Below are 23,229 nucleotides of genomic sequence, written 5' to 3' on the forward strand. Positions count from 1 at the left end.
CCTCACCATCGAGCACGTTGATACCGCGCGGCCAACCGCGGAAGCCGCGCGCCGGGCTGGGGAGGAGCTCGCCGCGATCCACGCGATGGGGGCCGATGCGTTCGGTGCCCCGTCTGGCGGCTGGGACGGCCCCAATTTCATCGGCCGAGTGCGCCAAGATTGCTTATCGACGACACGGTGGGCCGAGTTCTATACCACCCAACGCGTGCTGCCGTTTGCGGTGAAGGCGCACCGGCGGGGAAACCTGGACGGGGAAGGATTGATCGCGGTAAAGCGAGCTTGCGATGCGCTCCTTGTTGAGGATGAGGATGCGCCGCTCGCCCGCCTTCACGGCGACCTGTGGGCGGGGAACCTGCTCTTTTCCACTGCCGGACCACGCTTCATCGATCCGGCCGCGCACGGCGGGCACCCACTGACCGATATTGCGATGCTCGAATTGTTCGGGGCACCACATCTGAGCGAGATCGTTGAAGGCTACCTAACCGCCGGCGGCGAACTTGGCCGTGACTGGGAGGCGCGCATCCCTATTCATCAGCTTCATCCACTCGCCGTGCACGCGTACACGCATGGCCCAAGTTACGGTTCCGCGCTGGTCAGGGTGGCGGAGGGGACACTGCACGTGGTTGGCTAGCCCACCAGGTCTCTGCCGGACCGGGCGGCAGATGCCGTTTGTGTTGGCCGATGCGCCACAGATGTTCCAGGCGTTGCGCGGCGGCGTCGTCGACGGGCTTGCCTTCGAGGTAGTCGTCGATTTGCTGGTAGGTCACCCCGAGTGCTTCCTCATCCGGGAGGGCCGGGCGGTCTTCTTCCAGGTCAGCGGTGGGCACCTTCTCCCACAGGCGCGGGTTAGCACCGAGGTGCTGAAGCATGGCGGCACCTTGGCGTTTGTTTAGGCCGGCGAGGGGGATGAGGTCGGCAGCACCGTCGCCGTGTTTGGTGAAGAACCCGGTGATGTTTTCCGCGGCATGGTCACTGCCCACGACGAGCAGGCCACGCTCGCCAGCGATGGCGTACTGCGCGATCATGCGCATGCGGGCTTTGACGTTGCCTTTGTTGAAATCGCCAAGACGCTCCATCCCGAGTGCCTCTGCTACCGCTGTTGAGATGGCGGTGGTGGCGGGTTCGATGTTGACAGTCACGGTTTCATCGGGCGCGATAAAGTTCAGCGCCAGTTGCGCATCATCCTCATCGGCCTGCACACCATGGGGGAGGCGCACGGCTACGAACTGCGCCTCCAGGCCTTCATCCCGGGCTTTTTCCACCGCGAGCTGCGCCAGCTTTCCCGCGAGCGTGGAGTCTTGCCCGCCGGAGATACCCAAGACGTAACCCGCCGCCCGTGTTGTGCGCAGATAGTTCACCAGAAAATCAACGCGTGACTCGATTTCCACGGCTACGTCGATAGTAGGCTTCACTCCCAGCTTGTCGACGATCTCTTTCTGCAAACCTTTATCCCTCACAGACATAGCTGCCACTCTAGCGGTTTGGCGCACACGAAATGGTCAGGTAACATAGTCCCCTGTTGTACGGCTGCGCTCTGACCGGGCATTATTCCGGTGGGTGGAGTCGCGGAAGAAGATTCTTCCGTCTAATCCAAAACGTACTAGCAGCTGTCTCTGTGATGAGTGGCAGCTAGGGCGGCTAGACACAGAAAGGAGCGCCCGATGAAGGTCCGTAATTCCCTTCGGTCGCTGAAGAATAAGCCGGGCGCTCAGGTTGTGCGTCGCCGCGGCAAGGTCTACGTGATCAACAAGAAGGATCCGCGCTTCAAGGCTCGCCAGGGCTAAAGCGTTCAGCTTCTAGTTCTTACCCCGCCACATGGGATAAATCCTATGTGGCGGGGTTTTATGCTTTCGTAACACAAAATGCATTGAAACCGTGTGTGATCTGAAGCACAATGAAACCCAATGATTTTTGCATACTTTTGCCCGATGACTGTCAGGACCATGATGATGAAAGCTAGAGAAAACTTCGTATACGGCTTCGTGGGAGTTCTTGCCGCAGCCGCTCTTTTACTCGTGGGGGGATTCGTTGCACCGGGCGTTGCCGTTGCCCAGGGGGCGAGTGACAGTAAAGCTGCGTTGATTGTTGATGCGTCTGGTTCGATGTTGGATGCGGATGTTGATGGTGGGACTCGTATGGATGCGGCGAAGAAGGCGGCGCATGAGTTGGTGAATGATTTGCCGGATTCGGCGAATTTGGGGCTGTTGGCGTACGGGATGAGGGTGTCGAATGCGCCTGAGGATCATGCGCGCGGGTGTCAGGATGTTGAGACGTTGGTGCCTGTGGGCAAGCTTGATCGGGACTTGTTGAATAGCAAGATTGATGAGATGACTCCGAGTGGGTATACGCCGATTGGTAATTCTTTGCGTGCTGCTGCCAAGGAGTTGGGGGACGATGGCGAGCGGACGATCATTTTGGTGTCAGATGGTATTGATACGTGTGCACCACCGCCGGTGTGTGAGGTGGCTAAGGAGCTTGCGGGTGAGGGTGTTGATCTGACGATTCATACGGTTGGGTTTAAGACTGATGAGGAGGCTCGTAAGGAGCTTGAGTGCGTCGCTCGGGTTTCTGGCGGCGATTTCATGGAGGCGGATGATTCAGCGTCCTTGGCTGAGTCGTTGAAGTTTTTGGCGCAGCGTGATGCGCAGGCGTATCAGACGGCGGGGACGTGGTTTGAGTATTCGGATACGCCCGAGGATGCGAAGTGGTTGGGTGAGGGCCGCTATCGCACGAAGGTGGATGTGCCGAAGAAGAACAATCCTGGCGAGGAAATGCCACAGCGCTATTTCAAGTTAGCTATTCCGGAGGGGCATCGTGCGATTGTGAGCACGGCGATCATTCCGCAGCGTGCAGCAAGCGGCCGTGCCAGGGAAGCAAACCTGCATGTCTTGGGCGGTAACGTGTTGAACCCAGTTGAGAATTGTCGTGCCGCGCTGGCTTCTGATCTTGGTACGGGCTCAACGTATGGTTCGGGTTTTCTTCCGCCTGAGCCGGCGGTGCGGGTGATCGACCCGGAAAAGAGCCGTGAGGACTGTGACCCACAGGAGTGGATTGTGCCCACGGAGTTCTCTTTGCTCAGCGCGGCGCGGGACGAGGGGACGTCTGGCGCTGAGGCTGATGTGGAGTTAGAGATTAACTTCGAGCCGATTCTTGATGATTCTGAGAAGGCCAAGTATCCAGAGCCTGGTGAGAAGACGGTTGATGAGGACAGCCCGTCGCTTGATTTCAATGATGTGACCCCGGTGAAGGGTGGGCCGAGTTTCGCTCAGGCGACTGAGGTGAAGCCTGGTGCCTATAGTGATGCGCTTGTACCGGGTGAGTATCGCTTTTACAAGATCCCGGTGGAATACGGGCAGCAACCTGTAGTGAATGTGCGCACGGGGATATCCGAACGTGAAGCGGCTGAGACGCTCAACATCAATTTGTATTCACCGCTCCGTATAGACCATGGCTCTGATTCTCTTATTTTTTACGATGAAGCGGAGGAAGGCGCCGTTGTTGGTGACAAGGTGGATTTCCGAAATAGTTACAAGGACAGCAACGCGCGTGAGAGTGGCTATGCGGGCTACTACCTTGTGGGAGTTGCTCTCTCCCAGGGAGATGAGGATGACATCATGGGTGTTGAGCAGCCCTTTGAGATTGCCTTTGATGTCGTGGGGAAGAAGGTTGATGGGCCGAAGTGGCGTCCGACGGAGAAGAATGGTCCGGAGCCGAGTGATACTCCGCCGGGGACTGACAAGAAGAAGTCGGATAAGTCAGACGATTCGGATGTCCAAGCGCAGGATGAGTCTGGCGATGGTGGTTTCGGGCTTAAGAACATGGTGATGGTGGCAGTTGGTGCCGGCATCGTGGTGCTGCTCGCGGCACTCGTTGCATTGATCGCGGTGCTACGCCGCAAATAGAAGGTTACGTAGCCACGCGCATAAAGGGACCCTCTTCATTCCTGGTGAAACAGGGGTGTGGGGGGTCCTTTCGGGGGGAGGGGCGAAAAATATTTCCGGTGAAATTTCATCAATGTAAGACTTTTTTGACGCTTCAAGCATCCCGAGGGAACTACATGTAGGTTATTTTACTTCGCTGTCCTGCGAATATCATTCGTGTAACTACTATATGTAGTATGGGTTGCTAGAATATGGCACAACGTATAGTGTTGCCAAGTGTTCGCTTCCCGTTGGGGAAGTGAAGAAAATGGTTAATTTTTTGTCAGCTGTCCCGTCAGTTGTCGCATCACAGAAAGAGATTCGCGGTCATGTCCATCACTCTCTACACCAAGCCCGCATGTGTTCAGTGCAATGCAACCAAGAAGGCGCTTGACCGCGCTGGTTTGGAGTACACCACGGTGGATATTTCCTTGGATGACTCCGCACGTGACTACGTCATGGCACTGGGTTACCTACAGGCCCCAGTTGTTGAGGTTGACGGTGTTCATTGGTCGGGCTTCCGCCCGGACCGCATCCGTACTCTCGTGGAAAGCGCTGCTTAAGCTTCCGCTCATTGTTATCAAGCCGCCACTTGTTGGCGGCTTGACCTAGTAGAAAAGGGTTTGTGCAGATGTTGGTGGTCTACTTCTCCTCTGCAACGGGCAACACGGCTCGTTTTGTAGAGAAGTTGGGGTTGCCTGCGGCTCGGATTCCGTTGCGGAAGCTGGAGGGGGAGCTTGTCGTCGATAAGCCTTATGTGCTTTTGTGCCCGACGTATGGTGGCGGAGCTTCCTTGGTTAAGGGTGTGAACTCCCGGCCAGTGCCACCGCAAGTGATCCGTTTTCTTAACAATGAGCACAACCGTGGTCTTCTGCGTGGCGTGATTGCCGCGGGGAACTCGAATTTCGGGCCGGATTTCTGCCTGGCTGGGGATGTGATTTCCGCGAAGACCGGCAAGCCGTATCTGTACCGCTTCGAGCTCATGGGCACGGAAGCTGACGTTGAACATGTGCGCGACTGCCTGCTTGAACAGGCCGCAGGGTTGGGGCTTGGCTCGCTGACTGCGGAGGAAGAGGCGGCGCTTGAACGCCGCAAGGCGCAACCCGCGAATGAGAATGCGGAGAGGCTTGCCCGGCTGCGTGAACGCTACCAGGCGGTATAAACGGCACGCACGTCAATAATTTCAAAGTTTTAATTCGTCCAAAATAACTCCATAACTCAACACCGGCTTGAACTAAGCCGTCCCCGAGAAGAACTAAGAAGAAAGGCCACTTGCTGTGTCCACTGCGTCCACATCAATGGGAAAGACCGTCGCCGAGCCGGTGAATACGGAAGATCAGCTGGATTACCACGCGCTAAATGCGCTTTTAAATTTGTACGACGAGAACGGCCAGATCCAGTTTGACAAGGACCGGGAAGCAGCCAACCAGTTTTTCCTACAACACGTGAACCAGAACACCGTTTACTTCCATGACTTGGAAGAGAAGATGGATTATCTGGTGGAGAACAAGTACTACGAGCCCGAGGTCATCGCGCAGTATGACTGGGATTTTGTAAAGTCCACGTTCAAGCGTGCGTACTCCTACAAGTTCCGTTTTCAGTCTTTCTTGGGCGCATACAAGTACTACACCTCGTACACGCTGAAGACGTTTGATGGGCGCCGCTACCTGGAGCGCTTCGAGGATCGTGTGTCCATGACCGCGCTATTCCTCGCTGACGGCAATGAGGAGCTTGCTTCCGCGCTTGTCGACGAGATTATGACGGGCCGCTTCCAGCCGGCAACCCCGACCTTCCTGAACGCTGGTAAAGCGCAGCGTGGCGAGCTCGTGTCCTGCTTCTTGCTGCGTATTGAGGACAATATGGAATCCATCGGCCGTGCGATCAACTCCTCGCTGCAGCTGTCCAAGCGCGGCGGTGGTGTGGCGCTGCTGCTATCCAATATCCGTGAATCGGGTGCGCCGATTAAGCGCATCGAGAACCAGTCTTCTGGCGTTATTCCCGTGATGAAGCTGCTGGAGGATTCCTTCTCCTACGCCAACCAGCTCGGTGCCCGCCAGGGTGCTGGCGCGGTGTACCTCAATGCCCACCACCCAGACATCTTGAGCTTCCTGGACACCAAGCGTGAGAACGCGGATGAGAAGATCCGTATTAAGACGCTCTCCCTCGGCGTGGTTATCCCGGACATCACATTTGAACTGGCAAAGCGCAATGATGACATGTACCTGTTCTCCCCGTACGACGTCGAACGCGTTTACGGCGTTCCGTTCGCTGATATTTCGGTGACGGAGAAGTACGAAGAGATGGTGGAAGACCCGCGTATTCGCAAGTCCAAGATCAACGCCCGCCAGTTCTTCCAGACCATAGCGGAGATCCAGTTCGAGTCCGGCTACCCGTACATCATGTTCGAGGACACGGCGAACAGGGCGAACCCGGTCAAGATTGGCCGTGTGAACATGTCTAACCTGTGTTCCGAGATTTTGCAGGTGAACACTCCGTCGGTGCTCAATGATGATCTGACGTACAAGGAGCTGGGCCAGGACATTTCCTGCAACTTGGGTTCCTTGAACATTGCTATGGCGATGGATTCGGATAACTTCTCCAAGACGGTCGAAACCGCCATCCGTGGTCTAACGGCGGTGGCCGATAAGACGTCCATCGATTCGGTGCCGTCCGTGCGTGAGGGCAATGATGCTTCCCATGCCATTGGTTTGGGCCAGATGAACCTGCATGGCTACCTGGGACGTGAGCACATTCACTACGGCTCGGAGGAAGGCTTGGACTTTACCAACGCTTACTTCGCCACTGTGATGTATGAGTGCATCAAGGCTTCCCACAAGATTGCGGTGGAAACGGGGCAGGCCTTCGACGGCTTTGAGCGTTCTGAGTACGCAACCGGTGAGTTCTTTGACCGCTACAACCCGGAGGATTTCCAGCCGAAGACGGAAAAGGTTCAGGAGATCTTTGCTAAGTCCAACGCAACGCCGCCGTCCGCAGAAGAGTGGGCGCAGCTGAAGGCTGATGTGGCTCGGGATGGTATTTATAACCGTTACCTGCAGGCAGTTCCGCCGACCGGTTCGATCTCTTACATCAACAACTCGACCTCGTCGATCCACCCGATTGCCTCCAAGATTGAGATCCGTAAGGAAGGCAAGATCGGTCGCGTGTACTACCCGGCGCCGCACATGGATAACGAGAACATTGAGTACTTCACGGATGCCTACGAGATTGGGTACGAGAAGATCATCGATACCTACGCGGTGGCCACGAAGTACGTGGACCAGGGCCTGTCGCTGACCTTGTTCTTCAAGGACACGGTGACCACGCGTGATCTCAACCGCGCGCAGATCTACGCTTGGCGCAAGGGCATCAAGACGCTGTACTACATCCGTCTGCGCCAGATGGCTTTGGAAGGAACTGAGATTGAGGGCTGCGTGTCCTGCATGCTCTAGGCTGCTTTTCGACGAATTAAACCCCCTGCTTTTCGCACTACGAGAGGATGATCTGCGTGACTGAAGCGCATGAGTACGACGCGTACTTAGCTGAGCATGACAAGCCGGTGAAGGCCATTAACTGGAACTCCATTCCTGACGAAAAGGACTTGGAGGTCTGGGACCGACTGACTGGTAACTTCTGGCTGCCAGAGAAGATTCCAGTGTCTAACGATATTCCGAGTTGGCGCACGCTGACGGATGAAGAGAAGACCGCGACGATGCGTGTGTTCACCGGCTTGACGCTTCTGGACACGATTCAGGGCACGGTCGGTGCTGTGTCGTTGCTGCCAGATGCGACGTCGCTGCATGAGGAAGCAGTGCTCACCAATATTGCGTTCATGGAGTCTGTCCATGCGAAGTCCTATTCCAACATCTTCATGACGTTGGCGGATACGCCAGCTATCAATGATGCTTTCCGTTGGTCCGAAGAAAACGAAAACCTGCAGCGCAAGGCCAAGATCATCCTGAACTACTACGAGGGTGATGATCCGCTGAAGCGCAAGGTTGCCTCCGTAATGCTGGAGTCCTTCCTTTTCTATTCGGGTTTCTACCTGCCGCTGAACTGGTCGGTGCACTCCAAGCTCACCAACACGGCTGACATCATTCGCCTGATCATTCGTGATGAGGCAGTGCATGGTTACTACATCGGCTACAAGTACCAGCAGGCTGTGCGTCAGGAATCGCAGGAGCGTCAGGATGAGCTGAAGGAGTACACCTTCGATTTGCTCTATGACCTCTATGACAACGAGTGCCAGTACACCGAGGATATCTACGATCCGCTGGGCTGGACCGAAGACGTCAAACGCTTCCTGCGTTATAACGCCAACAAGGCTCTGAATAACCTCGGGTACGAGGGCCTATTCCCAGTGGATGAGACGCGCGTGTCGCCGGCGATCCTGGCGTCCCTGTCCCCGAACGCAGATGAGAACCACGACTTCTTCTCCGGTTCCGGCTCCTCCTATGTCATCGGTAAGGCCGAAGACACTCAGGATGATGACTGGGACTTCTAACTAACAATTGCCTGACGGCCCCGCGTGAAGCTCAACACGCGGGGCCGTCTTTGGCTCTACCTATTCTGGGGTTAGTGGGATCGGTGTAAAGACACAAGAAAGGGACGAAAATATACGGTGAAAGTGCCCGAATGGCCAGGCCAAAAGCCAATCGTGTCACGCCGGAGTGCCGTGTTCCCGCGATTAGGGGCGTGGATGAGGGGAAGCTGAAGCATGTCTGGCTTTTCACTGCGGTTGGGGGATAAGATGAAGCGGTATTAGCTGCGCACTATCTATGGCTAGAACGTTGCAGCCCCCTAAAAGGAGGCTGCAGAGGAAATTGGGCTATAGGTGCGGTCCGGAAAACCTGCCGGTCCGTTGTGTGGCTGAGCATGATAATCAGGAGGAAACGAATGACTGCTGTAGCACCGCGGCTCGATAATGACGCCGCGAATGTTGCACCTTCCCGGCCAGAGCCAACCGGGAAGGCACGTAAAGGCACCCGCTTCTGGGACCTCATGACCACCACGGACCACAAACAACTGGGCATTTTCTACATGATTACGTCCTTTATTTGGTTCTTCCTCGGTGGCCTCATGGCACTGCTGATCCGCGCTGAGCTTTTCAACCCGGGTCTGCGGCTCCTCTCCAATGAGCAGTTCAACCAGCTGTTCACCATGCACGGCACCGTGATGCTTCTGGCATTTGGTACCCCGATGGTGTGGGGCTTTGCTAACTTCATCTTGCCGCTGCAGATCGGTGCGCCGGATGTCGCGTTCCCACGTTTGAACGCCTTTGGTTTCTGGATCACCACCGTCGGTGTTATCGCAATGCTTGCTGGCTTTGCTACTCCGGGTGGTGCAGCTGACTTCGGTTGGACCATGTACATGCCACTGGCGGACGCAATCAACACCCCGGGCGTTGGCGCTGACCTGTGGATTATGGGTGTGGGTGCAACCGGTATTGGTACCGTTGCTTCCGCTATCAACATGGTCACCACGGTTCTGACCCTGCGTGCACCGGGTATGACGATGTTCCGTCTGCCGGTGTTCACTTGGACGATCTTCGTTGCGTCCATCCTGGCGCTCCTGATCTTCCCGCTGCTGCTCGCAGCTGCTCTCGGTGTCCTGTATGACCGTAAGCTTGGTGGCCACATCTACGATCCGGCTAACGGTGGCGCCATCCTGTGGCAGCACCTGTTCTGGTTCTTCGGTCACCCTGAGGTGTACGTCCTCGCACTGCCGTTCTTCGGCATTATCTCCGAGATCATTCCGGTCTTCTCTCGTAAGCCGATCTTCGGTTACATCGGCCTGGTCTTCGCAACTCTGGCTATTGGTGGCCTGTCCATGGCTGTGTGGGCGCACCACATGTACGTGACCGGCGCGGTTCTTCTGCCGTTCTTCTCGTTCATGACGTTCCTGATTGCTGTTCCGACCGGCGTGAAGTTCTTCAACTGGGTGGGCACCATGTGGAATGGTCACCTGACGTTTGAGACTCCGATGCTGTGGTCCATGGGCTTCCTGTTCACGTTCCTCTTTGGTGGTCTGACCGGTATTATGCTGGCTTCTCCGCCGCTGGACTTCCAGCTCTCTGACACCTACTTTGTGGTTGCTCACTTCCACTACACCCTGTTCGGCACCATTGTGTTCGCCACCACCGCTGGTATTTACTTCTGGTTCCCGAAGATGACGGGTCGCATGATGGATGAGCGTCTGGGCAAGATCCACTTCTGGCTCGTGTTCATCGGCTTCAACATGACCTTCCTGGTTCAGCACTGGCTGGGCAACATGGGCATGCCGCGCCGCTACGCTGACTACCTGGACACTGACGGCTTCACGCTGCTCAACCAGATCTCCACGGTTGGTTCCTTCATCCTGGGTATCGGCTTCCTGCCGTTCATCTGGAACGTGTACAAGTCCTGGCGCTACGGTGAGATCGTCACTGTTGATGATCCGTGGGGTTACGGCAACTCTCTCGAGTGGGCAACGACTTGCCCGCCGCCGCACCACAACTTCAATTCCCTGCCACGTATCCGCTCTGAGCGTCCGGCCTTCGAGCTGCACCACCCACACATGGTTGAGGCCATGCGTCGGGAGGCTCACACGGGCCACCACGACGCCTAAGGGCTAGAGGCAGCCCCATATGGTGCTGCTGTGTGACTCCTGATCGAGGCCCCATTCCACATGGTTGGTGGAATGGGGCTTCGTGCTGTCGTGGGGTAGTTTCAATCTCATGACTTATGAGGTGAGCCTTCAGCCCGGACTTGAATCAGCCGTCATCACGTTGACGGGCGCGGACCGCCCAGGTGTGACCGCGGCGTTCTTCGCAGTGTTGTCGCAGCACGGCGTTCAGTTGCTTGATGTGGAGCAGGCCCAGTTCCGTGGGTACCTTGCGCTGGCGGCTTTTGCTGGTGTGAATCTGTCGATGATGGACGCGCTGCGCCGTGACCTGGAGTCGGCGCCGGAGCTGTCGGATCACACGGTGCGCATCGATACGGAAGAGGAGAAGCTGTCCCCGCAGCGTAAGCGTTCCACGCACGTTGTGGTGGTGTTGGGGGATCCGGTGACGGCGGAGGCGGTCTCGGAAATCGGTCGCGCTTTGGCGGATTTCGGGGCGAATATTGACCGTATTCGGGGGATCTCTGATTATCCAGTGACGGGCTTGGAACTGTCTATCACCATTCCTGGGACTGGTGATGAGGTAAGCCACACGGTGCGCCAGGCGCTGGCGGAGTTGACCTCTGGTTTGGGCGTGGATATTGCGATTGAGCGCTCTGGTCTTGCGCGCCGTTCGAAGCGTTTGGTGTGTTTTGATTGTGATTCCACGTTGATTACGGGTGAGGTCATTGAGATGCTTGCGGCGCATGCGGGACGCGAGGCCGAGGTCGCTCAAGTGACGGAGCGTGCAATGCGTGGTGAGCTTGACTTCGAGGAGTCTTTGCGTGAGCGTGTGGCCACCCTCGCGGGTCTTGATGCGTCGGTTTTGGATGACGTGGCGCGGGATATTGTTCTTACCCCGGGTGCGCGCACGACGATTCGTACTCTGAAGCAGATGGGCTATCGCACGGCGGTTGTGTCCGGCGGGTTCATTCAGGTTCTGGAGCCGATGGCGGAGGAGCTTGCCTTGGACTATGTCCGGGCGAATACGCTGGAGGTCGTTGACGGGAAGTTGACGGGCCGGGTGATTGGGAAGATCGTGGATAGGCAAGCGAAGGCTGAGTTCTTGGCTGAGTTCGCCGCGGATTCGGGCTTGCGCATGTCACAGACGGTTGCGGTGGGTGATGGTGCGAATGACATTGATATGCTCACCGCCGCGGGCCTGGGAATTGCGTTTAACGCGAAGCCGGCGCTGCGTGAGGTCGCGGATACCTCGGTGAACCACCCGTTCCTTGACTCGGTGTTGTACATCATGGGTGTGCCGCGCCATGAGATTGATGTGCTCAATGAAGAGCAGGGTATCGACGGTAAGGTTGCGCTCGATTAATGTCGGGCCAGTTACTTATCGACGCCTACCGGACCCTCCACTCCGTAATGGCGGAGCCTTCGCGGGGGAGTGAGGACCCGGCGGACCCAGCGACGGTGCAGGCGATGCAAATTGCTCTGCACATTCCGAAGCAGGATCCGCCGAATCGTGGGGACTTACTCGCCGCGGCAGCCCAGGCCGTCGTGGCGGTGTGTTTGGATCCGCGTGCGGGGTGTGAGGGCGAGTGGCGTGATGCCCTGGCAGGTTGGTATGGCCACCGCATCCGGAAGATCGCGCGGCGTGCCCGTGGTGCGAGTTGGGAGCATGTGCAGGCACTGCGGGGCTGCAGCGCTACGCATGGCACCGCCCAAGCGCGGGCTTTCATCCCGTCCGCGGTCGGGGATGTTCCGCATGACATTGCGAAGCTGCAGATCAAAGGAACAGATCTACCGCATGAGGGCGGGGAGGTGCCCACGGCAGAGGAGATTATCGCTTCATCGGTGCCCACGGTGATCATCGCCGATTCGTTGGGGATGTCCGTTGGCAAAGCCGCAGCCCAGGCTGGCCATGCCTCCATGCTGTTGGCGGCGGCGATGGGGGAGGATTGGGTGCTCGCGTGGGTTGAGGCTGGCTTCCCGCTGGTGGTGCATGAGTTGCCGGACGACGTTTTCAATCAGGTCATTGCAGATGAGGCAACCGTAGTGGTGCAGGACGCAGGTTTCACGGAAGTAGCACCGGGGTCTGTCACGGCAGCGGCGTATCCTGGGAGTTTCGGGGGATAGAACCCCCGAAAGCAAAGCTGAAGTTACGTAACGGACACCAGGCGTTTGAGAGCTTCGCGCACGACGGTTGGGTCGGTGGTCTCCCAGAAGTCCGGCAGAGAGGCGCGGAGGAATTGGCCGTAGCGTTTCGTGGCCAGGCGGCTGTCCAGAACGGAGACCACGCCGCGGTCGCTGGTGCTGCGCAGTAGGCGGCCTGCTCCTTGAGCGAGCAGCAGGGCAGCATGGGTGGCGGAGACTTCCATGAAGCCGGAGCGTCCCGCGGCATCAGCAGCGTTGGAACGTGCCTGCAGGAGTGGATCGTCCGGGCGGGGAAAGGGAATGCGGTCGATGATGACTTGCGATAGCGACTTCCCGGGGACGTCCACGCCCTGCCACAAACTGAGTGTGCCGAAGAGACAGACGTTTTCACTCGCGGAAAACTTGTTCACTAGCGCGCCGATGGAATCATCGCCTTGAACGAGAATGTCGAAGGGAAGTTTCTTGCGTAGTGTGTCGGCGGCCTCGACGGCGGCGCGTTTGGACGAAAATAGGCCCAACGTCCGCCCACCCGCCGCGGTGATGAGCTCGGCCATCTCTGTGATGGTGTCCTCCCTCAAGCCATCCCGGCCTGGTGGGGGAAGGTGCTTGGCCACGTAGAGGATGCCGGCCCGACGCGGATCAAAGGGGGTGCCAGCATCCAAGGCATCCCAGCTGCCGTTGGGCAGGCCCCAGGCAGAGGCCATGGCGCGGAAATTACCGCCCACGGTCAAGGTGGCGGAGGCGAGCACCACGGTTTGTTCCCCGAAGAGGTTGTCCCGCAGCAGAGTGGATACGGATAGTGGAGCCACAGAGACCGAATCGGAGGTGTCGGAATAACGTTCCACGCGGGTCAACCACACCACGTCGACGTGCTTGGACGGATCTGGCTCATCAAAAACTTCGAGGATGCGAACGATGGAATCGTGCAGCTCACCCAGGTGGTTTTTGAGGTTTTCGCGTTCAGCGAAGGTTTCCGGGTCATTCGTCGCTTCACCCTCGGGCCCACGGGAAATGGCATCCCGGGTGCGCCACAGGGCATCACGGATACCGGCGAAGGATGCGCGGGCCGGATCAGAGATAGTTTCCCAGCGGCCGGGGGTTTCGAGCGCGAGGACGGCTGTGAAATCGTCGATAAGCGATTCAAGCTTGCTTTGTTCTGTCTTGGCCTTGAGCTTGCCGGCGCGGCGTGCGGCGAGGGTCAGTGCGCGCGCGGAGATTTCATTCGTGGCTACGGAGGTGACGCGACCGTCGAGCTCGTGGGCCTCATCGATGATAACGGCACTATGCTCAGGCAGAATATTGATGTCGCTCATCGCATCAATAGCGAGCAAGGCGTGGTTAGTCACCACGATGTCCACGTCCTGTGTGCGGCGACGAGCCGCTTCCGCAAAACACTCCTCACCGTGCGGGCAACGGGTAGCGCCGACGCATTCGGCTGCTGTTACGGACAGCTGACGCCACGCCTGATCCGGCACCCCCGGCTCAAGATCATCACGGTCGCCGGTTTCCGTCTCATCTGCCCACTCGTAGACGCGCTTGATGTGGCGGCCGAGCCAGGAGACATCTTCTTCATCGATGAGCGCTTCATCTTGCTGCGGATCCACCGCCAGTTTGTTCAGGCACAGGTAATTCGAGCGCCCCTTCTGAATGGCAAAGGTCGGCGTGCGCGAGAGCAGCGGGTCAAGCGCTTCGACGAGACGCGGAAGATCCCGCTCCACCAACTGCCGCTGGAGCGCCAACGTGGCCGTGGACACGATCACTGTCGTATCAGTGCCCTGCGCGTGGCGGATCGCGGGAACGAGGTAGGCCAGCGACTTACCCGTACCCGTGCCAGCCTGCACAGCAAGATGACGCTCATTGGTGAGGGCCTTTGTCACTGCCTCCGCCATGGCCACCTGCCCCGGACGTTCCGCCCCGCCAAGGGCTTCCACCGCGGCGGCAAGGAGCTCCTGCGTGCTCAGCGACAGCGGGTCCTGGCCGCTGGCTTTCGTGTCCTTGGTGTCTTTCTCCGTGCCCACTCGTCCCCGCTAGCTTTCCGGGAAACCGATGAAGCGGGTGCGAATGGCAGGTTCATCCCGCGACAGCGCGAGACCTTCCCACGGCAGGGTTTCGCGCTGCTTAGCCAGGTGGGTGCGGGTAGCTTCAAGGTCATCCAACCCATCGACGATCTCCCCGTCACGCATGAGCGGAACGACAAGCTGGCGGTAATCCAGAGTGGTCGGATTTTCCGGCACGTTATTCAGCGGGTACACGATTTCTTCCACGGCAACACCGGAGCCGCGGTAGGTGCGCACAGCCCCTTTCGCGCCACCCTTCATTTGCTTACCGGTTGAACGCTTGGCCACGGGCACTCCGTCCACCTCAACGAGTTTGTACACCATGCCGGCAGTGGGGGCGCCGGAACCGGTGACAACTGAGGTACCCACGCCGTAGCCATCCACCGGATCGGAGCGCAGACCGGCGATGGTGAACTCATCCAGGTCAGAAGAAACAATGATCTTGGTGTTGTATGCACCCAGGTCATCCAGTTGTGCGCGCACCCGGCGCGACATGATGCCCAGGTCGCCCGAGTCAATGCGTACGCCGCCTAGTTCGGTGCCGGCGACTTCGATGGCGTTGATGACGCCTTGGGTGATGTCATAGGTGTCCACCAGCAAGGTGGTGTCCACTCCGAGGGATTCAATCTGTGCCTTGAAAGCAGCCTTCTCATTCGGCGTGCCATCAGCGTTGGTGTGCAGCAACGTCCACGCGTGGGCGGCGGTGCCGGCAGCGGGGATGCCATAGCGCAGGGAAGCCTCCATGTTGGAGGTGGAGGAAAATCCAGCGATGTAAGCAGCGCGTGCACCGGTGACGGCGGCTTGCTCATTGGTGCGGCGCGATCCCATCTCCATGATCGGGCGGCCATCAGCAGCGGTGACCATACGGGAAGCGGCGGTAGCTACGGCGGAATCAGCGTTGAGGATGGACAGGATCACTGTTTCCAGAATGCAGCATTCCGCAAAGGTGCCGCGCACCGTCAGGATGGGGGAGTACGGGAAGTACAGCTCGCCTTCTTTGTAGCCGTCGATCTGTCCGGTGAAGCGGTAGTTACGCAGGTAGTCCTTCGTCTCTTCGCTCAAGAAATCGGCGGTGGCGATCTGGTTTTCGGTGAAACGGAAATCTCGCACCGCCTGGATTAGGCGACCAGTGCCAGCGACAACGCCGTAACGGCGCTCATTGGGCAGCTTGCGCCCGAAAACCTCAAAGACGCACTCACGCGAATGGGTGCCATCTTTCATGGAGGCATCGAGCATGGTCAGCTCGTACATATCCGTCAAGAAAGCTGTCGACGGCTGCTGGGACGTGGATGCGGACTCGGGCTGTGTCATGCACACAACACTAGTCGTAGGGGCTGCGAGTGGGGCCAGCACTCGTCCGGACCGTTCAGAGATTGAGATGTTTAGTATTCTTGGCGCCATGAACGGTGTCACACATGAGGTCCGCTTGGGATCCCCCATGGCTACGCCCGAGTTGGACGAAGCGATTGAGATCAATGTTGAAACAGCAGAAAACCTGCCGTGGATGTGCATCGTGTGGGATGACCCGGTGAATTTGCAGAGCTACGTCACCTACGTGTTCCAAACCGTGCTGGGCTATAGCCGCAAGCGTGCACAGGAGCTGATGATGCAGGTGCATACAGAAGGTAAGGCCGTGGTCTCCTCAGGTGAAAAAGATAAGGTCGAAGGTGATGTGAAGAAGCTGCACACCGCTGGCCTGTGGGCAACCATGCAGCAGGCCGGCTAAGACTGGCTTTAAAGGGAGGACAGGCAACATGCAGCCGTGGCGGCGCAAGAAAGGGCTCATGCGGAGCCTGCGGTTTAGCACCGTGTTTGATCCGATGGAGCGTGAAGTGATCGGTGACCTTACCGCCACCGTCTCCGAAGCACTGATCCAGCGTGCACAGTCCGCGCCGAAGGATGAGTTGGCGGAGATGATGGGCATGGCCGCCGGCCACACCGAAGCGCCGACTGACCCCTCCCTGGCTCGTCTTCTCCCGGATTTCGAGCGCGAGGGAGATGAGGAATTCGATGGCGATAATGCTCTGCTGCGCTCCCTGCATGAAACGGACATCATCAAGGCGAAGCTGACTAATTTGCAGGTGGTTAATGCCGCGCTGGGTCCCACCGGTGGCGTTGCCGTCACCATCGAGGAACATGAGGCCGAACAGTTCATCGCAGCACTCAATGACATGCGCTTGTACGTCTCGGCAGCAGAGGCGCCGACGGAAGCTGCGGAGCAGGACCAAGCCAACCTGGTGGAATGGCTCGCCTACTGCCAGCATTCACTGCTGGAAGCCTTGACGGGGGAGTGACGTGGCTACGGGGGCAGCGTGGCACATCACGCCGGTCGTGTCTGAATTTTCCGTGCCGGGCCTGAGGCTCGGTCATTGTTCTTTGGGGGATACCGGCGTCACCGCGATCGTGTCCACGGATACTGCCGGTGCATTGGGTGCTGTGGATGTGCGCGGGGGCGGTCCCGGTACTCGTGAAACGGACTTGCTGAAACCGCACAACAGCGTTGAACGGGTGCATGCCGTGGTGCTTGCCGGTGGTTCCGCTTTTGGGCTTGCTGCCGCCGACGGTGCTATGAGGGAGCTGGAAACCCGGGGCGTTGGCTTCCCGGTTTTCGGTGAGGATAATCCGGGTCCCCGCGTGCCCATTGTGCCCGCCGCCGTCATCTTCGACCTCATCGTGGGCGACCCAAACAACCGCCCTGGTGTCGAGGATGGCGCAGCAGCCGTTCGCGCGGCCCTGGAGGGTGAACAGGCCGATACCTCAGGCACGGTGGGCGCCGGTTGTGGCGCCCTGGCCGGGGTGCTCCGTGGTGGATTTGGTCGAGCACAAACCACAGTGAAAAGCGGTGATGAAGACCACGAGTACACCATCGCTGCCGCGGTGGTGGCCAACCCGTTAGGCAGTCCGATCGACCCGGCTACGGGTCGGTTCTACGGTGATCCCACCCGCCCACCGGTGGATACGCAGGCCTTTGCCCAGTTGGAGCGCCCAACGCCCAAGCTGAATACCACCATCGGTGTTGTGGCCACCACTTGCCCGTTGCCGCCTGCGCAGCTTGAACGCTTGGCGATGACGGGCCATGACGGCTTGGCGCGCGCAGTGCGCCCCGCACACTCACCGCTCGACGGGGATACACTCTTTTGCTTATCGACGGCACAGGAAGCCCCCACCACCGTCACCGACCCGGAGCTGCTGTATACCCTGTGTGATGCCTCTGCCCGCTGCGTGGAAGCAGCGATTGTTGATGCTGTCGCATCCGCTGCATCGGGTTACGGTGTGACGGCCTGGGCCGACATCTTATCCCCGAACCTATTAAGCTAAGCCGCACCATGAGCAATTTTCCCCCATCCGGCGCGTATCCCGGCAACCAGTACGGCAATCAATTCGATACACCGTATGGCGCACCATACGGTGGTTTACCAACCAGGCCGTCCTATCCCGGTCAGCCCACGCAGCCGCGTCATCCGCGGCAGAACTCCCGGGGCAGCCAAATGCGCCTGGGGTTGATGTATGCGGCGGGGTATGTGGCGCTCATCTGGGCAGTGCACATCATCAACGTGTTCCTATTTGGTGGCGTCTTAACCGCGTTTGGCATCCATCCATTGGACACTTCGTCTTTGCCTTTCATTTTCACCTCACCGATCCTGCACGCAAATTTTGAGCACCTCATGTCCAATACGGTTCCGGGGGCGATCTTCGCTTTCCTCATTGGTTATTCCGGTAGCCGAGTGTTTTGGGAGGTCACCGCTTTTGTTGTTGGTATCGGCGGTCTTGGCGTGTGGCTGTTAGGCGGTATTGGCACAAACCATATCGGCGCATCCATGTTGGTATACGGTTGGCTGGGGTACCTGCTTGTTCGTGGCATTTTCAATCGCTCTGCTTCGCAGATTGTGCTTGGTGTTTTACTGGGTCTGTCGTATTCCGGTTTGGTGTGGGGTGTCCTACCGCTGACGCCGGGGGTGAGCTGGCAGGCGCATCTCTTTGGGGCACTTGGCGGAATCGCCGCCGGTATCTTCATTACCTCCGATGATCCGCCAGCACTGGCAGCCCGCAAGCAGCAGAAGAAAGCGGTTAAGCAGTCCGCGCGAAATAATATGTAGACAACTATCTAAATGGATTAAGTTTGTGCTGTGTACTGTTCGTTTTGATCAATATGGAACATAAGTTCTTCTAAGTTACTAGTGACTCCCTACGCCAAATGGGGGTATTTCCCTGCATAAATTAAGAAATTTCGCCTGAAACTATGAATTTTCTTAGACTTAAGTTATTCTTAGTTACATGAGCAACATGAATGCACAACTTGGTGGCCTTTCTGCCCATGAAGCTGACGTATGGTCCCGTTTCTGGACCGTGCAAATGCAGCTGCCGGCTTTTCTTGACGCACAGCTGAAACGTGATGCTGGTGTCGCTTATTTTGAGTTTCATGCACTGCAAAAGATTGCAGAGTCCAAGCGCAAATCGCGCCGCATGACAGACCTGTCCGAGGCAACGGCGATGTCTCTATCCCACCTGTCGCGCGTGGTCACGCGTCTGGAAAAGAAGGGCCTCGTTGTTCGTATTCCGGACCCAAATGATGGCCGTTCAACGTTTGCCACCCTTACCCCGGAAGGCGAAAAGACTGTGAAGTCGGCTCTGCCAGGCCACACCGCTGAGCTGCGCCGCGTTCTCTTTGACAACCTCAACAGCGCTGAGTTGGAGCAGCTTGCTCACGTTTTTGCTCGCATGAATTCCGCGCTCGTCGCTGAGCCGGGCCTCAACGATGTAGCAGTGGCGCCGGAGAACGCCAGCGTGGCGTAGGGGTTGAGCTGAGGATTCGTCGATAAGAAATTAGCTTCTCGTACCGCCCTCACCGTGGAGCGGTACACTTTTCTGCGTGGATAATAATGCGCCAATTGGCATCTTTGATTCTGGTTTTGGGGGACTGACTGTGGCCCGCGCGGTCATGGATCAGTTGCAACAAGAATCGGTGCTGTACATCGGGGATTCGGCGAACGGGCCTTATGGGCCGAAGCCGCTGGCACAGGTGCGTGAACATGCGATGGCGATCGCGGATGGTCTGGTCGAACGCGGCTGCAAGATGATCGTCATTGCCTGCAACACTGCCTCCGCAGCATTTCTGCATGATGCGCGTGAACGCTACAACGTGCCGGTAATTGAGGTAATCAAACCGGCCGTGCGTCGCGCGGTGGCCACCACTCGTAACGGCAAAGTTGGCGTGATTGGCACGGCAGCTACGATCCGCTCCGGCGTTTACCAAGACCTGTTTAATCTGACGCCTTCCGTTGAGGTGACCGCCGCGGCATGCCCAGCTTTCGTGGAGTTCGTGGAACGCGGCATTACTTCGGGCCGGCAGATTCTTGGTGTGGCTCAGGGCTACCTGGAGCCGCTGCAGGCTGCGGGGGTGGACACCCTCGTCCTAGGGTGCACCCATTACCCGTTGCTCTCCGGCGTTATTCAGTTAGCTATTGGTGAGGATGTCACCCTAGTATCCTCTGCTGAAGAAACCGCGAAAGATGTGCTGCGCATCCTCACAGAAAACGACATGTTCGCAGATGAAAGCCACCAGCCCACTCGGGTTTTTGAGTCCACGGGGGACCCGGAAACCTTTAATCGTCTTGCCACACGCTTCCTCGGACCTCACGTGGAGGCCGTGTCACATGAGAAGCTATAAGTGATTTACCCCATGTCAGCTGGGCATCATGGCAGGTCATTTGCGCCCTATGTTTAGGTATTTCCTAAGTTCCATGGCACAGTGATCGCATGAAACTGACTGTTCTCGGATGCACAGGGTCGCTCGCGGCCCCGGGCAACCCCGGATCGTCCTACCTAATCAATGCGCGCGTGGGGGACCCGGGAATTCTCATGGATTTTGGGCCAGGCGCATTGGCGGCGTTGCAGGAAGTCGGCGATCCCTCGGATACGCATCTGCTGTTCAGTCACCTTCACGCTGATCACTGCTCTGATACCGCCTCGCTGTGCGTGTGGCGGCGCTACCATCCCACAGCCCCCGCAATACGGCGCCATATGCTATATGGGCCGAGTTACGCGGCGGAACATTTGGGCCGGATGGGGGCGAATGGTCCGGATGAGATTGATGACCTGTCGGATACTTTCGACGTACGGGCCTGGGTCTCAGGTCAGCCGATACACATTGATGCAGTGACGGTCACACCGTTCGCGGTACTGCACCCAGCGGTGGAATCCCATGCCTTGCGCGTGGAGTCTAAGGACACTGGCAGTGTGATTGCCTATTCTGGCGATTCGGCTTACACGCCTGCGCTCGTTGAAGCTGCGCGTGGGGCTGACCTTTTCCTCTGCGAAGCAGCATGGGGGCCTACTGCTACAGCGGACACCCCACCCGGCATGCACATGTCTGGGCAGGAAGCCGGCCGGCTCGCACGGGAAGCAGGTGTGAATAAGCTCGTTCTCGTGCACATACAGCCGTGGTCTGACAAGTCTGCGACACTGGAAGCCGCGCGGGCGGAATTTGATGGTGAGGTTGTGTTGGGCTGCGCAAAGGATGTCTACGAAGTTTAAACCCGTGGCCTGTAGGCTCGTGGCATGACTGAAGAAAAATCCTTTGTCCGTGCTGACGGTCGCGCGCTCGATGAAATGCGTCCAGTGCGCATTACGCGTGGCTTTACGACGAATCCTGCAGGCTCCGTCCTCGTCGAATTCGGCAACACCCGCGTGATGTGTACCGCCTCCGCTGAAGAGGGCGTGCCCCGGTTCAAGAAAGACACTGGTGAAGGATGGCTCACCGCCGAGTACTCCATGCTGCCGGCAGCAACCCATGAGCGCATGCCGCGTGAATCCATGCGAGGCAAGGTCAAGGGCCGCACCCACGAGATTTCCCGCTTGGTGGGCCGAGCCCTACGCGCAGCAGTTGACTTGTCGCAGCTGGGAGAGAACACCATCCAGATCGACTGCGATGTGCTGCAAGCCGACGGTGGCACCCGCACTGCCTCCATCACCGGTGCCTACGTTGCTTTGGCTGATGCGATCGCCTACCTCAAGGAGCGCGACCTCGTTCCAGGCGAGCCCCTCCAACCACCAGTGGCCGCTGTGTCCGTGGGCATTGTGGACGGCCGAGTGAGCCTTGATCTGCCCTACGAAGAAGACTCCCGCGCAGAGGTGGACCTAAACGTTGTGATGACAGAGTCCGGCAACTTCGTCGAAGTGCAAGGCACCGGTGAACACGGCCTGTTCGGCCGAGACCAGCTCAACGCGATGCTCGACTCCGCGGAGAAAGGCTGCTACGAACTCATCACCGCACAGAAGGCGGCACTGGGGTGGTAAACACACCGTTGAAAATCCTGGTTGCCTCCGGTAACGCGAAGAAACTCCACGAGCTCGAAGCTGTCCTAGCGGAATGCGCCATTGAGGGTGTGGAACTTGTTTCGCTCAAGGATGTGGAGCCGTATCCGGAACCCGCTGAAACAGGTTTAACGTTTGCGGAGAACGCCCTGATCAAGGCACGCGCAGGTGCCACCGCCACGGGACTGGCATGCGTTGCAGATGATTCAGGCCTCGCCGTTGACGCTCTCAACGGCATGCCGGGTGTTCTGTCCGCACGCTGGTGCGGCACCCATGGCGATGACCAGGCCAACAACAACCTTCTGTTGGCGCAGATGAACGACATCGAGCACCGTACCGCCGCCTTTGTTTCGTGCTGCGCCCTCGTGGTCCCCGCCGCCCTGACAGCCAACGGACAACCCCGTGAGACCACGGCGGAAGGCCGCTGGGAAGGAGCCCTGCTCCGCGAACCCCGCGGTGAAAATGGCTTCGGCTACGACCCTCTGTTTGAACCAGCTGACTGCCCCGGCCGCTCCTCCGCCGAACTCAGCCCGGAGGAGAAGAACGAACGCTCCCACCGCGGCAAAGCACTGCGCGAGCTTGCGCCCGCGATCGCCGCACTGGTGGGAGCCTAAAGCGAGGGGTGCGTAGCAAAAAGTGTGTCACGTGCCGGCCTGTCGTGGTCGGTTTTGCTTCCGCGCCAAGTGTTTGGATCTTTTTTCGCTTTGTCGGGAACCGGGCTGTTCATGCTCGTTATGTGGCTTATTTGCGTGTCCTGAAACGCGACTCGGCGCTCGGAGCCTGTGGATAACTAGAAACTATTCACAGGCCCTTTTCGCGCGTTTCTGGTTTTCGGTTTAGTGTGCGTGGCATGAATCCTTTTGCAGCACTAGTGGCGGGTTTAACCAACCCGATGGAGTCCTTGGCATCCTTTGATGCCCAGGTGCTTATCGACGCTGGCTGCAGTCCTGCTCGTGTTCGCGAATGGGCCAAAGTTCACACGGACCTGACCCCCGTTAGGTAGACACCTGATATCCAGCCCAGTTGGGTTGAGAAGAAAGGTAATCTACCACCATGCCTAGGTACTCCGAGAGAGTGTCCGATTTTTTGTGTGCGGGGTTTGGTTTACAAGTAGTCCGCGAATCGGTCGGGGTATGCCACGGATAGTTGGTTGATGGCTTGTTTCCAGCCGTTGGCTTTCGCTCCTTCAATATAGC

Annotated in this window: 23 protein-coding genes; 20 read left to right on the top strand and 3 right to left on the bottom strand. The window is 58.2% G+C overall.

Features of this window, described 5'->3' with window-relative positions; translation table 11 throughout:
• The coding region (locus F4V54_RS06575) for a fructosamine kinase family protein (RefSeq protein WP_150386649.1) at nucleotides 1–631 on the top strand (631 nt) is incomplete at its 5' end.
• On the opposite strand, the gene nadE is transcribed toward F4V54_RS06575, so the two are convergent.
• Entirely contained in the window at nucleotides 594–1,463 is an 870-nt protein-coding gene (gene nadE / locus F4V54_RS06580; RefSeq protein WP_150386650.1) for an ammonia-dependent NAD(+) synthetase, read from the bottom strand. The genes F4V54_RS06575 and nadE overlap by 38 nt on opposite strands.
• Nucleotides 1,464–1,661: 198 nt before the next feature.
• Between nadE and ykgO the strand changes: the two genes are divergently transcribed.
• The 9 genes from ykgO to F4V54_RS06625 all read left to right on the top strand — a co-directional run bounded on the left by ykgO (nucleotide 1,662) and on the right by F4V54_RS06625 (nucleotide 12,644).
• Complete coding sequence (ykgO, locus tag F4V54_RS06585; protein WP_034665258.1) at nucleotides 1,662–1,784, top strand: type B 50S ribosomal protein L36; 123 nt, start codon at nucleotides 1,662–1,664, stop codon at nucleotides 1,782–1,784.
• Nucleotides 1,785–1,928: 144 nt separating this feature from the next.
• Nucleotides 1,929–3,902, top strand: coding sequence for a vWA domain-containing protein (locus F4V54_RS06590; RefSeq protein ID WP_170253119.1), 1,974 nt, complete (start codon nucleotides 1,929–1,931; stop codon nucleotides 3,900–3,902).
• A gap of 347 nt (nucleotides 3,903–4,249) precedes the next feature.
• Nucleotides 4,250–4,483, top strand: coding sequence for a glutaredoxin-like protein NrdH (gene nrdH, locus F4V54_RS06595; protein WP_150386652.1), 234 nt, complete (start codon nucleotides 4,250–4,252; stop codon nucleotides 4,481–4,483).
• Between the two features lie 68 nt (nucleotides 4,484–4,551).
• Complete coding sequence (gene nrdI / locus F4V54_RS06600; RefSeq protein WP_150386658.1) at nucleotides 4,552–5,082, top strand: class Ib ribonucleoside-diphosphate reductase assembly flavoprotein NrdI; 531 nt, start codon at nucleotides 4,552–4,554, stop codon at nucleotides 5,080–5,082.
• A 136-nt stretch (nucleotides 5,083–5,218) separates the two neighbouring features.
• Nucleotides 5,219–7,369: a class 1b ribonucleoside-diphosphate reductase subunit alpha gene (gene nrdE, locus F4V54_RS06605; RefSeq protein ID WP_150386659.1), complete on the top strand. Its 2,151-nt coding sequence runs from the start codon at nucleotides 5,219–5,221 to the stop codon at nucleotides 7,367–7,369.
• A 47-nt stretch (nucleotides 7,370–7,416) separates the two neighbouring features.
• The gene (nrdF, locus tag F4V54_RS06610) at nucleotides 7,417–8,421 is read left to right on the top strand and encodes a class 1b ribonucleoside-diphosphate reductase subunit beta (protein WP_150386653.1); all 1,005 of its coding nucleotides are present in this window, start codon (nucleotides 7,417–7,419) and stop codon (nucleotides 8,419–8,421) included.
• Nucleotides 8,422–8,813: 392 nt separating this feature from the next.
• Nucleotides 8,814–10,523: an aa3-type cytochrome oxidase subunit I gene (gene ctaD, locus F4V54_RS06615; RefSeq protein WP_034665269.1), complete on the top strand. Its 1,710-nt coding sequence runs from the start codon at nucleotides 8,814–8,816 to the stop codon at nucleotides 10,521–10,523.
• Between the two features lie 109 nt (nucleotides 10,524–10,632).
• Entirely contained in the window at nucleotides 10,633–11,883 is a 1,251-nt protein-coding gene (serB, locus tag F4V54_RS06620) for a phosphoserine phosphatase SerB (RefSeq protein WP_102723171.1), read from the top strand.
• Entirely contained in the window at nucleotides 11,883–12,644 is a 762-nt protein-coding gene (locus tag F4V54_RS06625) for a peptidyl-tRNA hydrolase (RefSeq protein ID WP_150386654.1), read from the top strand. Before serB ends, F4V54_RS06625 begins: the two co-directional genes overlap by 1 nt.
• Before the next feature lie 23 nt (nucleotides 12,645–12,667).
• On the opposite strand, the gene F4V54_RS06630 is transcribed toward F4V54_RS06625, so the two are convergent.
• A complete protein-coding gene (locus tag F4V54_RS06630) occupies nucleotides 12,668–14,680 on the bottom strand; it encodes an ATP-dependent DNA helicase (protein WP_150386655.1) in 2,013 nt (670 codons plus the stop codon).
• A 9-nt stretch (nucleotides 14,681–14,689) separates the two neighbouring features.
• The gene (locus F4V54_RS06635; protein WP_034665275.1) at nucleotides 14,690–16,030 is read right to left on the bottom strand and encodes a nicotinate phosphoribosyltransferase; all 1,341 of its coding nucleotides are present in this window, start codon (nucleotides 16,028–16,030) and stop codon (nucleotides 14,690–14,692) included.
• Between the two features lie 88 nt (nucleotides 16,031–16,118).
• Here F4V54_RS06635 and clpS point away from each other — a divergent pair, with 88 nt between their 5' ends.
• The 10 genes from clpS to F4V54_RS11450 all read left to right on the top strand — a co-directional run bounded on the left by clpS (nucleotide 16,119) and on the right by F4V54_RS11450 (nucleotide 23,036).
• Nucleotides 16,119–16,445 carry an ATP-dependent Clp protease adapter ClpS gene (gene clpS, locus F4V54_RS06640; RefSeq protein ID WP_084576706.1) on the top strand — a complete coding sequence of 109 codons (327 nt, stop codon included), beginning with the start codon at nucleotides 16,119–16,121 and terminating at the stop codon, nucleotides 16,443–16,445.
• 28 nt (nucleotides 16,446–16,473) lie between these two features.
• Nucleotides 16,474–17,013 carry a DUF2017 domain-containing protein gene (locus F4V54_RS06645; protein WP_150386656.1) on the top strand — a complete coding sequence of 180 codons (540 nt, stop codon included), beginning with the start codon at nucleotides 16,474–16,476 and terminating at the stop codon, nucleotides 17,011–17,013.
• A gap of 1 nt (nucleotide 17,014) precedes the next feature.
• Nucleotides 17,015–18,037 carry a P1 family peptidase gene (locus tag F4V54_RS06650; RefSeq protein ID WP_249041249.1) on the top strand — a complete coding sequence of 341 codons (1,023 nt, stop codon included), beginning with the start codon at nucleotides 17,015–17,017 and terminating at the stop codon, nucleotides 18,035–18,037.
• 8 nt (nucleotides 18,038–18,045) lie between these two features.
• Entirely contained in the window at nucleotides 18,046–18,816 is a 771-nt protein-coding gene (locus tag F4V54_RS06655) for a rhomboid family intramembrane serine protease (protein WP_373277160.1), read from the top strand.
• 178 nt (nucleotides 18,817–18,994) lie between these two features.
• A complete protein-coding gene (locus F4V54_RS06660; RefSeq protein ID WP_034665279.1) occupies nucleotides 18,995–19,513 on the top strand; it encodes a MarR family winged helix-turn-helix transcriptional regulator in 519 nt (172 codons plus the stop codon).
• 76 nt (nucleotides 19,514–19,589) lie between these two features.
• Nucleotides 19,590–20,387, top strand: coding sequence for a glutamate racemase (gene murI, locus F4V54_RS06665; RefSeq protein ID WP_034665281.1), 798 nt, complete (start codon nucleotides 19,590–19,592; stop codon nucleotides 20,385–20,387).
• Between the two features lie 89 nt (nucleotides 20,388–20,476).
• On the top strand, nucleotides 20,477–21,253 hold the full coding sequence (locus F4V54_RS06670; protein ID WP_150386657.1) for an MBL fold metallo-hydrolase: 777 nt from the start codon (nucleotides 20,477–20,479) through the stop codon (nucleotides 21,251–21,253).
• 24 nt (nucleotides 21,254–21,277) lie between these two features.
• Nucleotides 21,278–22,015 carry a ribonuclease PH gene (rph, locus tag F4V54_RS06675; protein ID WP_102723165.1) on the top strand — a complete coding sequence of 246 codons (738 nt, stop codon included), beginning with the start codon at nucleotides 21,278–21,280 and terminating at the stop codon, nucleotides 22,013–22,015.
• Nucleotides 22,016–22,023: 8 nt separating this feature from the next.
• Nucleotides 22,024–22,647 (top strand): RdgB/HAM1 family non-canonical purine NTP pyrophosphatase, encoded by a 624-nt coding sequence (gene rdgB, locus F4V54_RS06680; protein WP_034665314.1) that lies wholly within the window; start codon nucleotides 22,024–22,026, stop codon nucleotides 22,645–22,647.
• A 236-nt stretch (nucleotides 22,648–22,883) separates the two neighbouring features.
• A complete protein-coding gene (locus F4V54_RS11450; RefSeq protein WP_170253120.1) occupies nucleotides 22,884–23,036 on the top strand; it encodes a hypothetical protein in 153 nt (50 codons plus the stop codon).
• Nucleotides 23,037–23,229: the final 193 nt, after the last annotated feature.

Origin of the sequence: Corynebacterium tuscaniense, from assembly GCF_008693065.1 — a bacterium.
In the GTDB taxonomy this organism is placed as follows: Bacteria; Actinomycetota; Actinomycetes; order Mycobacteriales; family Mycobacteriaceae; genus Corynebacterium; species Corynebacterium tuscaniense.

Excerpts from the sequence above, each read along its gene's own strand:
- nadE (WP_150386650.1), bottom strand. The coding sequence starts at position 1,463 with ATGTCTGTGAGGGATAAAGGTTTGCAGAAAGAGATCGTCGACAAGCTG.
- ykgO (WP_034665258.1), top strand. The coding sequence starts at position 1,662 with ATGAAGGTCCGTAATTCCCTTCGGTCGCTGAAGAATAAGCCGGGCGCT.
- F4V54_RS06590 (WP_170253119.1), top strand. The coding sequence starts at position 1,929 with ATGACTGTCAGGACCATGATGATGAAAGCTAGAGAAAACTTCGTATAC.
- nrdH (WP_150386652.1), top strand. The coding sequence starts at position 4,250 with ATGTCCATCACTCTCTACACCAAGCCCGCATGTGTTCAGTGCAATGCA.
- nrdI (WP_150386658.1), top strand. The coding sequence starts at position 4,552 with ATGTTGGTGGTCTACTTCTCCTCTGCAACGGGCAACACGGCTCGTTTT.
- nrdE (WP_150386659.1), top strand. The coding sequence starts at position 5,219 with ATGGGAAAGACCGTCGCCGAGCCGGTGAATACGGAAGATCAGCTGGAT.
- nrdF (WP_150386653.1), top strand. The coding sequence starts at position 7,417 with ATGATCTGCGTGACTGAAGCGCATGAGTACGACGCGTACTTAGCTGAG.
- ctaD (WP_034665269.1), top strand. The coding sequence starts at position 8,814 with ATGACTGCTGTAGCACCGCGGCTCGATAATGACGCCGCGAATGTTGCA.
- serB (WP_102723171.1), top strand. The coding sequence starts at position 10,633 with ATGACTTATGAGGTGAGCCTTCAGCCCGGACTTGAATCAGCCGTCATC.
- F4V54_RS06625 (WP_150386654.1), top strand. The coding sequence starts at position 11,883 with ATGTCGGGCCAGTTACTTATCGACGCCTACCGGACCCTCCACTCCGTA.
- F4V54_RS06635 (WP_034665275.1), bottom strand. The coding sequence starts at position 16,030 with ATGACACAGCCCGAGTCCGCATCCACGTCCCAGCAGCCGTCGACAGCT.
- clpS (WP_084576706.1), top strand. The coding sequence starts at position 16,119 with ATGAACGGTGTCACACATGAGGTCCGCTTGGGATCCCCCATGGCTACG.
- F4V54_RS06645 (WP_150386656.1), top strand. The coding sequence starts at position 16,474 with ATGCAGCCGTGGCGGCGCAAGAAAGGGCTCATGCGGAGCCTGCGGTTT.
- F4V54_RS06655 (WP_373277160.1), top strand. The coding sequence starts at position 18,046 with ATGAGCAATTTTCCCCCATCCGGCGCGTATCCCGGCAACCAGTACGGC.
- F4V54_RS06660 (WP_034665279.1), top strand. The coding sequence starts at position 18,995 with ATGAGCAACATGAATGCACAACTTGGTGGCCTTTCTGCCCATGAAGCT.
- F4V54_RS06670 (WP_150386657.1), top strand. The coding sequence starts at position 20,477 with ATGAAACTGACTGTTCTCGGATGCACAGGGTCGCTCGCGGCCCCGGGC.
- rph (WP_102723165.1), top strand. The coding sequence starts at position 21,278 with ATGACTGAAGAAAAATCCTTTGTCCGTGCTGACGGTCGCGCGCTCGAT.
- F4V54_RS11450 (WP_170253120.1), top strand. The coding sequence starts at position 22,884 with ATGAATCCTTTTGCAGCACTAGTGGCGGGTTTAACCAACCCGATGGAG.